This is a genomic window from Trichococcus sp. (genome assembly GCF_049589555.1).
Taxonomy (GTDB): domain Bacteria; phylum Bacillota; class Bacilli; order Lactobacillales; family Aerococcaceae; genus Trichococcus.
In genome coordinates this window covers 1-12,305 of record NZ_JBAWAZ010000037.1, presented here as the reverse complement: position 1 = coordinate 12,305, position 12,305 = coordinate 1, and the positions used below count along the sequence as shown (strand labels likewise).

The window sequence follows — 12,305 nt, the reverse complement described above, 5'->3', positions numbered from 1 at the left end:
GACATAGATGGTTCCGTGCTGATCACCGGGCAGATAAGTTTCAAAAATCCCCTTGGGTTTCTGCACCATCGCTTTTTTTTGGGACGGCTTCTTGGTGGTGTCATCTGCATACGTCCAAACTTCCACGGATTTGGCTGTAGGGGTCCAAACCCTCAAAAGCGTTCCTTCTTTTCCGTAGAGCGCTCCCAGTTCGCCATCATACGAAAAATAGTTATCAAAATCATTCGATCTGACGAACAGAAACATTTCCTTGTCGATCGTTTCTTTATCCCGCGTGTCGCTGAAGAGTTTTTCCAAATCATAGCTCTCCAACCAACTCTGGAAATCCTCCACCATCTCGTTTCACCTCCCTCCTATAGTATACCAACCATGGATGAGTTCCTGTACTCAAAAGGCATGTCAAAAAGCGTAACCGGCAGAAATAATTGCCGATTACGCTTCATTGTGATGTCGCCTACCTCTATTCACACACCATGTCAGAAGTAATCTTTCTTTTTCAGCCAATAGACCGTAAAGAGGCAGATGAGGATAGTGATCAGACTGGTGAAGCCGAATGCCCAAGGATGATCCGCAAAGGGCAAATCGACGTTCATGCCCCAGAATCCTGCCATGATGGTCGGGATCATCAGGACGATGGTGATCGAAGTCAAAACTTTCATGATGTTGTTCAGATTGTTCGCGATGACACTTGAAAACACTTCGCTCAGCTGATCGATCATCTTGCTTGATTCGGTGACCATCACTTCTGCTTGGTTTGAGATATCGATGATATCATGCAGCAATTCTTGGCTCTGCACATCATCCCCTAATACAGCTTCATGGATGGACTCCGTTATCAAAGGATGATTTTTTTTGATGGATGTCTCAAAATAAACCAAGCTTTTGTGGAGGGCAATCAACTTGTAAAAATATTCATTATGGGTTGCACTGGTGATCTGTATCTGCAGGTCTTCGATGATGCCATCAATTTCTCTCAGGCGATGAACGAAACTTTTCGTCAGTTCCCATAATATATATAAAATGATATGATGTTGGGTTGTCGCTGGCTTATTTTTGAACGATTCATTCTTCATGATGCGTGTCAAAAAGGAAGGTGTTTCTTTGCAGACGGTGATCAAGGTCCCGTTGATTGTTATGATCGACAATGGGTACGTGTGATATTCTGTATATTTTTCCTGTACCGAGCGCATTTTAGGGAAGAGAACAATCAGAAGATTGATGTTTTCCCCTCCACCATTTTTGACTTTCTCTTGCCGAGGGATCTCATATTCGTCCAGTGAATCCAAAATATAGTCCTTCGGGATGCCGAAAATAGCTACCAGATCCTCAACGTCATCGTTGTTCGGATTCTCCACATGGATCCAATCAGCCGCTTTCCAATCCTTCGTCTGCGTGTATACCCCTTTATCCGACAAGTCGAATGCTCTCATTGAAATCCACCTCCAACCTGTTTTATCTGAATGTACTTGCCTTCAAGATAAGCATAACTTATTTTTGCCAAAAGGAAAGCGATAACCCTCCCCAAAAGGTTGGGCACACCCCGGTCAGTCAACCTTGCGAGGGAAAGCTGCCAATTACACGTCAACCATGATTTCTTCCATAGTATAGGCCATTTCGATGTAAGGGTCCTCCGTATACCAATGCCGCGCACTGCCGAGGCAGGCGCAATAGAAGGTTGTATCATTCTCCTGCAGTATTTTCCGGAAGTGGACATGGCCCATGATGCTGTGCGCAATCGGGTAGCGGTCATACACCTGCATGTAGCTTTTGCTGCCGAGGAAAGCGTTGTAGTAATCGTACACCTTATGCGGGAGCGGGATGACGAATTGCGGATGCGTCACAATATGTGTCATCATGATTATTTTCCGGTTACTGACGGCACTCAGGTCGCTTTCCAGTTCCGCCTGCATGGCTGCTGCAACCGCCCGATCATTGTTCTGCCAATGCACATATTGGCGGTCATTCCAACCGCCGACTTTCAGCTTCTTCCTGGAAAACTCTTCTATTGTATAGCGGTCACTGGCGAACCCATAATCATACCAACCCGGATTCCCCACCACTGCCCAATCTTTTCCGATCAGAAACGGATTCCCGACAGGATTCTCATCCCGCTCCTTGAACAATTGATAGATTCGGTCCGTATCCTCTTCATGGTTGCGTATAGACCAAAAATCATGGTTTCCGGGTACGAATTGGATTTTCGAAACATTGTGGTCTTGCATGCGATCCAAGAAAGTAAAGGTATCGTGGTAATCGGAAGAGACGTCTCCCGCCAACAAAAGCAAGTCGATTTCTTGGTTATAGAGCAGCTCCGCCAAGAGATGGTCATACGTTTGACCAGGCGCCAGCCTTCTCGCATTCGAGTCGATATGCAGGTCCGACAACACCCCAATTTTCACGTCCTCACCCCCTTTCTTTGCCTACTGTGTGAAAAAAACGGAGATGCATATCAGATTAACTGAGTTGCATCCCCGCCCTTTTACAGTGATTATTTTGAGAATGCTTCCGTCAACGGTGGCACTACTTGTTTTTTGCGTGAAACAACGCCAGGAAGCAAGGCAACATTATCTTTCAAAGAGACACCGAACGCGGCCTCTACAATGTCCAAATGCGAGCCTACAGCCAACAAAGCCGAATCGCTTTCGATGATGTTTGTGATCACCAACAAGAAGACATCATAACCTTGCGCGCCGTTTTCAGCTTCCATAGCGGCAACAAGTTCAACTTGTCTATTCAGAACATCCTGAACATCTACCGTATTCACTTGTGCGATGCGGACGTTTTTATCGCCCATCGGGAATGATTTCGCGTCCAAAGTCAACAATTCCGCAATCGACTTATCGTCCAGATTCGTTCCGGCTTTAAGCATTGCAAGGCCATATTCATTCAAGGAAACACCAGCAATTTCCGTCAAAGCTGCTGCCGCTTCTTCATCTTCCGGCGTGCAAGTCGGCGATTTGAACAACAACGTGTCGGAAATGATGGCAGAAAGCATCAGGCCGGCGATGTCGGCAGGGATTGCGATATTCTTTTCTTTGTACATTTTATAAAGGATCGTGTTTGTGCAACCCACAGGCTCTGCACGATAATACAACGGGTTGGCCGTTTCGAAGTTCGCGATGCGGTGGTGATCCACGACGGCATATACCTCAACATCTTTGATGTCGCTGACGCTTTGTTGGGCTTCGTTATGGTCGACCAATGCAACCGTATCTGTTTCGTTTGCCGCAGTCTCGATGACGCGCGGAGCCTCTGTTTTGAATTGATTCAGAGCATAGGCTGTTTCTTCGCTCGGCAGGCCCAGAGCCACTGCTTCCGCTTCGATTCCGTTTTGATTCAAATAGTAGGCGTATGCGATTGCAGATGTGATCGCATCCGTATCCGGATTTTGGTGCCCAAAAACTAACAGTTTTTTCATTCAATTCACTCTCTCTTCCATTTTCTAATTTTATCATAATAAAAAAGGAAGAAAAGAGCAATGGCAATTCTCTTTTCTTCCTTGAAAAATAGTATTATTTTATAGATCCAAATAACCTTTGTAGTCTTCCGTATGCAGCAGCTTTCTGGCATTTTCGACGCGCTCGGCGGTAGGAGGATCGATCCCCTCCAATTGATAAGGGATTCCCAATGTTTCCCACTTGTAGACACCCATTTTATGGTAAGGCAGAATCTCCACTTTGACGATGTTTTTCAATGTTTTCAGGAAAGCATCCAGACGGATTAAGAAATCATCATAGTCTGTCCGCTCCGGGATCAGCACATGACGGACCCAAATCGGTTTATTGATTTCCGATAAATATTTTGCCAGTTCGATGATGCTTTCGTTCGGCCACATCGTCAATTCTTTGTGCTTCTGGCTGTCAATGTGTTTGATGTCCAACAGGATCAAATCTGTCACAGCCAACAGTTTGTTGAATTGGCTGAAGAAAGGTTCATCATAAGTGAACGGCAAGCCACAGGTGTCCAAAGTCGTATGCACGCCCTGGGCTTTGGCTTTCGTGAACAATTCGATCAGAAAGTCGATCTGCAGCAATGGTTCGCCACCGCTGACGGTGATGCCGCCTTTTTGCCCCCAGAATGGCTTGTATTGCAAGGCCATGTTCAGCAATTCATCGCTTGTCATCTCATTGCCGCCACCGATGTTCCAAGTGTCAGGGTTATGGCAGAATTGGCAACGCATGCGGCAGCCTTGCATAAATATAATAAAACGGATTCCGGGCCCATCAACGGAACCGAAACTCTCTGTTGAATGCACAAATCCTTTTAAAGGTTCAGTCATTTCAAAAACTCCTCTGTCGTTTATTTCTTAACCTCATTGTATATCGCGTAAGGAATATTTCCTATCAAAAAGAGCGAATTTTCGCTCCCTTTGATAGAAAACGGATGAATCAAATGATCCATCCGTTTAAATTTATACGATTAGTATGCAGGTTGAAGCAGATTACATCATTTCGTGCATTGTACGGTTGATTACGTCCAATTGTTGTTCGCGAGTCAACTTGATGAAGTTAACAGCGTATCCGGAAACACGGATTGTCAATTGTGGGTAGTTTTCTGGGTGATCCATAGCGTCAAGCAATGTTTCGCGGTTGAATACGTTGACGTTCAAGTGGTGGCCGCCTTTAGCGATGTATCCGTCCAACATTGATGAAAGGTTATCTTTTTGAACTTCTTCTTCACGTCCCAAAGCTTTAGGGATGATTGAGAATGTATTTGAGATACCATCCAATGAATATTTGTAAGGGATCTTAGCTACTGAAGACAAACTTGCCAAAGCGCCGTGAGTATCTCTTCCGTGCATTGGGTTAGCACCAGGTGCGAATGGTTCGCCGGCTTTACGTCCGTCTGGCGTGCTACCAGTTTTCTTGCCGTAAACCACGTTTGAAGTGATTGTAAGGACAGAAGTTGTAGGGATAGAGTTGCGGTATGTTTGGTGTTTCTTAACTTTGCCCATGTATTGTTTCAACAAGTCGATACCGATTTGGTCAGCACGATCATCATTGTTACCATATTTAGGGAAGTCGCCTTCGATTTCGAAGTCAACAGCAATGCCGTTTTCATCGCGGATTGGTTTAACTTTAGCGTATTTGATAGCTGAAAGTGAATCGATTGTAACTGAGAATCCAGCCACACCAGTTGCCAATGTGCGGACAACGTGTGTATCATGCAAAGCCATTTCCAATGATTCGTATGAATATTTGTCATGCATGTAGTGGATAACGTTCAATGTATTCACATACAAAGCTACGATCCAGTCCATCATTACATCGAATTTTTCAGAAACTTCAGCGTAATCAAGGTATTCTGAAGTGATTGGTTGCAATTTAGGTCCTACTTGTTTTTTCTTCGTTTCGTCAATCCCGCCGTTGATTGCATAAAGCAATGTTTTAGCCAAGTTAGCACGCGCTCCGAAGAATTGCATTTGTTTCCCGATTCTCATCGCGGATACGCAGCAAGCGATTCCGTAGTCATCGCCCCACTCAAGGCTCATCATGTCATCATTTTCGTATTGGATAGCGCTTGTTTCGATGGACATTTTAGCACAGTATTTCTTGAATCCTTCAGGCAATCTAGTTGACCAAAGAACTGTCAAGTTAGGTTCTGGAGCTGCTCCTAAGTTTGTCAATGTGTTCAAGAAACGGAAGCTAGATTTTGTGACCATTGAGCGGCCATCATGTGCCATACCAGCGATTGATTCAGTAACCCATTGTGGATCTCCTGAGTACAATTCTTGGTATTCTGGCGTACGTGCAAATTTGATCATACGCAATTTCATTACGAAGTGGTCAACGATTTCTTGTGCTGTTTCTTCAGTCAATGTTCCGTTTTCCAAATCGCGTTGGATGTAGATATCCAAGAAAGTTGAAGTACGGCCTAATGACATTGCTGCACCATTTTGTTGTTTAACAGCAGCCAGGTACCCGAAGTATAACCATTGGAAAGCTTCTTGAGCGTTTGTTGCTGGTTTGGAAATATCGAAACCGTAGATGTTTCCTAATTCTTTCAATTCTTTCAAAGCGCGGTATTGTTCGCTGAATTCTTCTCTCAAACGGATGATTTCTTCAGTCATCGTGCCGTCGCCGATTTTAGCGAATTCATTTAATTTATCTTGCATCAAGAAGTCCACACCGTATAAAGCTACACGACGGTAGTCGCCGATGATGCGGCCGCGGCCGTATGCATCAGGTAAGCCAGTGATGACGCCGGTTGTTCTTGCTGCACGCATTTCTGGAGTGTAAGCGTCAAATACGCCTTGGTTATGTGTTTTTCTGTAATCGCGGAAAATCATTGAAACTTCTGGATCAACTTTGTAGCCTGCTTCTTCACAAGCCTGTTCGCTCATGCGGATACCGCCGAAAGGCATCAAGCTGCGTTTAAGTGGTTTTTCAGTTTGGAAACCAACGATTTGCTCTTTTTCTTTGTTAAGGTAGCCTGCTGCATGGGATGTGATGGAAGATACAACTTTTGTATCCATGTCCAATACGCCGCCAGCTTCTCTTTCTTGCTTAGTAAGATCCATAACTTGATCCCATAATTGAGTAGTAGTTTCAGTAGGGCCAGCCAAGAAGCTTTCGTCGCCTGTGTATTCAGAGAAGTTGTTGATGATGAAGTCTCTTACGTCAACTTCTTCTTTCCAAGTTTTTCCTTTAAAACCTTGCCATTGTTCCATTATATATTCCTCCTATAAAGTGCTTTCACATTGTGATATGTGTAACAGGTTTCTACATGAATATTATAACACGTACAGAGGAAAGTGCAACAACTATCAATCTTTTTTTTGAACTTTTTGTAAACTTTTCGAAAATTTTTTATAAACGTTGATATGACAACGTTTATAAAATTAAAATATCGACTCGCGCTTTCGTTTAGTTAGTGAAACCTTTATTTTGTCAAAAAAACTGTTTCAAATAAAAACGGAAACTGTATTATTACACAGTTTCCGTTTTGGCGTTTTGTTTATAACAGTTAATTAGAAAATTCTAATTTGTGAAAAATCAAACTCTTTCTCGATGTCCGATACTTCACCATCCGTCTTCTCGTTGATTGCGAAGCTGCCGTTGGAATACCTTGGACTGAACGGTATTTCTTTGCTTTCCGCCACAATACTAGTACCCGCTGTGGTGCGGATTGCATAACGATTAGGCAACGATAGATCGCAATCCATGAAGATGATGCGGTGCGGCTTGGCCTTCAATTCCTTCAGAAGCATCAAACCCCTTTTCGCGCGGCCCAAAATCGGGACTTCGCCGGATTTGAATTTTTTGATATTCCCTCTTTGCGTGACCACTAGGATCGGGAATTCCTCATCCCCTTCTTTAAAGGCAGCACCCCCGACCACAACGTCTCCATCCTTCAGGTTGATGGACTTGACTCCGCTGGCGCGCGTTCCGATGATGCCTACTTCATTCACGGCGTAACGCAGGCTGAATCCGAAATGCGTCACAAGGAGCACATCATAGTTTTGTTGATCCTCCAAACGTTGGATGGAAACAATCACATCCGTTTCGCTCTTCATCTTCATGGCGACTGCTTTTTTGTTCCTGTAGCCCCGGAAAGTCCGGAAGTCGCTCATCAGTGTCTGTTTGATGTAGCCTTCTTTGGACACGAAAAGGATTGTCCCGCTCGGTTCGCTGTTGTTCGGGAGAATTTCTACGCTGATGATCTTTTCTTCCGGAGCGAAGGGAATGTTCTGCGAGATATGATGCCCCGTATCTTTCCATTTCAATTCCGGCAACTCATGGATCGGGAAGTGCAGGTAGTCTCCCTTGCTGGTGAACATCACGATCGCATCAAGCGTCGATGCTTTCCCGACAAAAAGCGGCTTATCCCCTTCGCGCAATCCGATTTCTTCGATAGTCGAGGCTCCGAAAGAGCGCAGGCTGGTACGCTTGTAGTAGCCCTCTTTTGTGATCACGACAACGACTTCTTCTACCGGAACAAGAACTTCCGTATCGATTTTGATTTCCTCGATTTCATGCTGGATCGTAGTCCGGCGAGGATTCGCGTACTGTTTTTTGACTGAGGCAAGTTCTGTCTTCATCACAGCGTACAACGTCTTTTCCTGCTTCAGGATTTCGTGGTAAGTCGCAATCTGCTCATTCAGTTCCAACTTTTCATTCTGCAGAGCGGTGATGTCCGTATTGGATAACCGGTATAACTGCAGGGAAACAATCGCTTCCGACTGCGGTTCCGAAAAAGCATACTGCTTCATCAGATTCTGTTTTGAGTCCTTTTTGTCTTTACTGTCGCGGATCAATTGGATAACTTCATCGAGAATCGAAATGACTCTGATCAAAGCATCCACGATATGCAGGCGCGTCTCGGCCTTCTTAAGGCTGTAATTCGTCCGGCGGGTGATGACGATTTTCTGGTGACGGATATAGGCTTTCAGTATTTGGTGCAAGCCGACCTGCATCGGACGGCGCTCGTCGATTGCGACCATATTGAAGTTATAGTTCACCTGCAGATCCGTATTCTTAAGCAGATAGTTGAGGATCCCCTCCGCATTCGCTTCTTTTTTCAATTCGACGACGATCTGCAGCCCTGTACGGTCCGATTCATCCCGCACTTCGGCGATCCCTTCGATTTTACGGTTGATGCGGATTTCGTCCATCCGTTTCACTAGCGTCGCTTTATTGACGTCATAAGGGATTTCCGAAATGACGATCTGCTGTTTGCCGCCGCGGATGCTCTCTATGGAAGTGCGCGAGCGGACGACAACTTTTCCTTTGCCGGTGTTATAGGCGTCCTTCAGGCCATCCAAGCCCTGTATGATTGCCCCGGTAGGGAAATCGGGTCCTTTTACATATTTCATGAGCGCTTTGAGCTCCGCCTCAGGGTGATCGATCAGATGCAAAGTCGCATCGATGACTTCGCCTAAGTTATGCGGCGGGATATCGGTCGCGTAACCGGCGGAAATACCGGTGGCGCCGTTCACCAAAAGATTCGGGTAGCGAGCCGGCAACACGGTCGGTTCCTGATCGGTATCATCAAAGTTCAGCACAAAGTCTACCGTTTCCTTGTCGATGTCGCGCAACAGTTCCGCCGAAATTTTTGACAACCTGGCCTCGGTATACCGCATCGCAGCGGCTGAATCCCCATCCATGCTCCCGTTATTGCCGTGCATTTCGACCAGTACTTCCCGCATCTTCCAATCCTGGCTCAATCGGACCATCGCTTCATAGACACTGGAATCGCCATGCGGATGGTAATTACCGATTACATTCCCGACTGTTTTTGCCGATTTGCGGAAGCCTTTTTCCGAAGTGTTTCCCGCAACATCCATCGCGTACAGGATCCGCCTTTGAACAGGCTTCAGTCCATCGCGGATATCAGGCAAAGCACGATCCTGGATGATGTACTTCGAGTATCGCCCGAAGCGGTCCCCCATTACGTTTTCAAGCATCAGCTCTTTAATTTCCAGATTACCCACTATAGTTCACCACTTTCAAAATCTAATGAAATTTGCTCCATGTCATGAGCGGTCTGCTGGTCCGAAGATTCCTTCTTCACTTTCTCCTGCAGATGTGCCTCCCCGCTATCGGGCGCTGGTGCAATGTCTTCCTCCAGAATGCTCTTATTGTCGGACATCGAAAACTCGACATGCTTCTCGATCCATTTTCTTCGCGGTTCGACTTTGTTCCCCATCAGCGTCGTGACCCGGCGCTCCGCTTGAGCCTTGTCATCGATGAGCACCCGGATCAACGTCCTGGTTTCAGGATCCATTGTGGTATCCCACAACTGATCGGCGTTCATTTCTCCGAGTCCTTTATAGCGTTGCAGAATATAGCCCTTGCCGATAATGTCGATTTTTTCCTGCAGTTCCTTTTCGGTCCATGCGTACTGGATTTTTTCGTTCTTGCCGAAACCCTTGGATACTTTGTAAAGGGGAGGCTGCGCCAGATAGATTTTTCCGGCTTCCAGCAATGGCTTCATGTACCGGTAAAAGAAAGTCAGCAACAAGATCTGAATATGCGCACCATCCGTGTCCGCATCGGTCATGATGATGATTTTGTCGTAATTGCAATCCTCGATTTCGAAATCCGCTCCGACCCCTGCACCGACTGTGTAGATGATCGTGTTGATTTCCTCGTTCTTCAAGATATCCTGCATGCTCGCGCGTTCTGTATTGATGACTTTCCCACGCAACGGGAGTATCGCCTGGAACTTGCGGTCGCGCCCTTGTTTGGCGGATCCGCCGGCGGAATCACCCTCGACAAGATACAGTTCGTTCTTTTTCGGATTTTTGCTTTGTGCAGGCGTCAGCTTGCCGGACAACAGCGATTCGTTTTTTTGGCGTTTTTTGCCGTTTCGCGTCTCTTCACGGGCTTTACGCGCTGCATTTCTGGCCTCTCTGGCTTTCAGCGATTTCCTGGCAAGCATTTGGGCTGTTTCGCCATTTTCGATCAGGTAAATGCTCAATTTTTCGCTGATAAGACTATCAACGGCTGCCCGCGCTTGCGGTGTGCCCAATTTTTCTTTCGTCTGGCCTTCAAATTGGAGCAGGTTCTCCGGTACACGGAGGGACAATACTGCCGAAAGGCCCTCGCGGACATCGCTGCCTTCGAGATTCTTTTCCTTCTCTTTGATCAGGTTCATTTTTCTGGCGTATTCATTGAAGGCTTTGGTGATGGCGGTCTTCGCACCGGTTTCGTGTGTCCCGCCATCCTTCGTGCGGACGTTGTTGACGAAGGACAGGATCGTCTCCGAATAGCCGTCGTTGTACTGGAAGGAGAATTCGATTTCGATCCCATCGGCCTCCCCGCTGAAATACACGACATCATGCAACGTATCCTTTTCTTCATTTAAGTAAGCAACGAATTCCTTGATCCCTTCTTCGAAGAAAAAAGTATCGCTTTGTTCAGTCCGTTCATCATTCAGCGTGATGGTTAAGCCTTTCAACAAAAAGGCTGATTCCCGGAACCGTTCAGCCAAAACATCATAGGAAAGCTGCGCTGTTCCGAAAACTTCTTTGTCCGGTAAAAAATGAATCAACGAGCCGGATCCTTTTGCGGTGCTTTTTGCTTTGGTCAATTTGCTGGCGGGTTTTCCGCCGTCCTTAAATTTCATTGTATAGAGTGTGCTCTCGCGGATGACCGAGACTTCCAGCCATTTGGAAAGGGCATTGACGACACTCGCGCCTACTCCGTGAAGACCTCCAGAAGTTTTGTAGCCCCCTTGGCCGAATTTCCCTCCAGCGTGCAGCACGGTAAAAATGACTTGGATGGTGGGCACCCCTGAAGCGTGCAAACCGGTCGGCATGCCGCGGCCATTGTCTTTGACGCTGATGCTTTGGTCTTCATGGATCGTGATGTCGATCTTATCAGCATAACCCGACAAGGCCTCATCTACCGCATTATCGACTATCTCATATACTAAATGATGCAATCCGCGGGCATCAGTCGAACCGATATACATCCCTGGCCGTTTCCTGACCGCTTCAAGTCCTTCCAACACTTGGATGGAATCATCATTGTATTTATTCTCTTTATTTTGTGCCATAAAAAAACTCCTTCGTATCTGTTCTAACCGAACATCTATTCTATCATACTGTATAACTTTCACTTTGGAAAGTATAAAAAATGAGACGGAATTCTGCCTCCTATAGGAAAACTACGGATAAAATGGTAAAATGAACTGCAATTGTATATTAACTGAGCATCAACTTAGGAGTGAAGTGAGAATGACAGCAATCGTCATCGTCCTGGCCTATCTTTTGGGTTCCATCCCGTCAGGCATTTGGATCGGAAAATATTTTTATCAAACAGACATCCGCAAATACGGCAGCGGAAACAGCGGAACGACCAACACCTTCCGCGTATTAGGAAAAAAAGCCGGCATCATCGTCCTGATCATGGACATGCTGAAAGGCTCAGTGGCAACCTTATTGCCGATCTGGCTAGGAGTCGAAATCCATCCTTTATTTGCCGGTGTTGTTGCAGCCTTAGGGCATACGTATCCCCTTTTCGCTGGATTCAAAGGCGGCAAAGCCGTTGCCACCAGCGCGGGTATCCTGTTGGCCTACAATCCGCTTTTTTTTGGGGAAGCAATCATCGCTTTCGTCATCTACCTGTACTTCTCCAGAATGGTCAGCCTATCCAGCATCCTGGTCAGTTTTACAGCGGTCGCTCTTTCCTTCTTCTTTAACGATTGGCCATTGACGCTCGTTACGACCCTTTTGACGATCTTCATCATCTATCGCCATCGTTCCAATATTTACCGGATCAGAAGCGGAACGGAAAGCAAAGTGCCTTTCGGCTACAAATCGAAGAGCGCTAAAGAAAAATAACAGAATAAGGCGGGGC

General features: G+C 46.1%; 8 protein-coding genes and 1 pseudogene. 1 reads left to right on the top strand and 8 read right to left on the bottom strand.

Going from position 1 to position 12,305, the window contains the following annotated elements:
* The 8 genes and pseudogenes from WBV27_RS01820 to parE all read right to left on the bottom strand — a co-directional run.
* A pseudogene (locus WBV27_RS01820) lies at positions 1 to 336 on the bottom strand (hypothetical protein); the annotation flags it as partial.
* A 140-nt stretch (positions 337 to 476) separates the two neighbouring features.
* Entirely contained in the window at positions 477 to 1,430 is a 954-nt protein-coding gene (locus WBV27_RS01815) for a magnesium transporter CorA family protein (protein WP_424198893.1), read from the bottom strand.
* A 144-nt stretch (positions 1,431 to 1,574) separates the two neighbouring features.
* Positions 1,575 to 2,399, bottom strand: coding sequence for a metallophosphoesterase (locus WBV27_RS01810; protein WP_424198891.1), 825 nt, complete (start codon positions 2,397 to 2,399; stop codon positions 1,575 to 1,577).
* Positions 2,400 to 2,488: 89 nt separating this feature from the next.
* Positions 2,489 to 3,418, bottom strand: coding sequence for a manganese-dependent inorganic pyrophosphatase (locus WBV27_RS01805; RefSeq protein ID WP_424198889.1), 930 nt, complete (start codon positions 3,416 to 3,418; stop codon positions 2,489 to 2,491).
* A 99-nt stretch (positions 3,419 to 3,517) separates the two neighbouring features.
* Positions 3,518 to 4,279, bottom strand: a complete 762-nt coding sequence (gene pflA, locus WBV27_RS01800) for a pyruvate formate-lyase-activating protein (protein WP_086941501.1) — start codon at positions 4,277 to 4,279, stop codon at positions 3,518 to 3,520.
* A 162-nt stretch (positions 4,280 to 4,441) separates the two neighbouring features.
* A complete protein-coding gene (gene pflB / locus WBV27_RS01795) occupies positions 4,442 to 6,670 on the bottom strand; it encodes a formate C-acetyltransferase (RefSeq protein ID WP_424198886.1) in 2,229 nt (742 codons plus the stop codon).
* Positions 6,671 to 6,970: 300 nt separating this feature from the next.
* A complete protein-coding gene (parC, locus tag WBV27_RS01790) occupies positions 6,971 to 9,406 on the bottom strand; it encodes a DNA topoisomerase IV subunit A (RefSeq protein WP_424198895.1) in 2,436 nt (811 codons plus the stop codon).
* A gap of 26 nt (positions 9,407 to 9,432) precedes the next feature.
* Entirely contained in the window at positions 9,433 to 11,502 is a 2,070-nt protein-coding gene (gene parE / locus WBV27_RS01785; RefSeq protein ID WP_424198884.1) for a DNA topoisomerase IV subunit B, read from the bottom strand.
* Positions 11,503 to 11,683: 181 nt separating this feature from the next.
* Here parE and plsY point away from each other — a divergent pair, with 181 nt between their 5' ends.
* The gene (gene plsY / locus WBV27_RS01780; protein WP_424198882.1) at positions 11,684 to 12,289 is read left to right on the top strand and encodes a glycerol-3-phosphate 1-O-acyltransferase PlsY; all 606 of its coding nucleotides are present in this window, start codon (positions 11,684 to 11,686) and stop codon (positions 12,287 to 12,289) included.
* Positions 12,290 to 12,305: the final 16 nt, after the last annotated feature.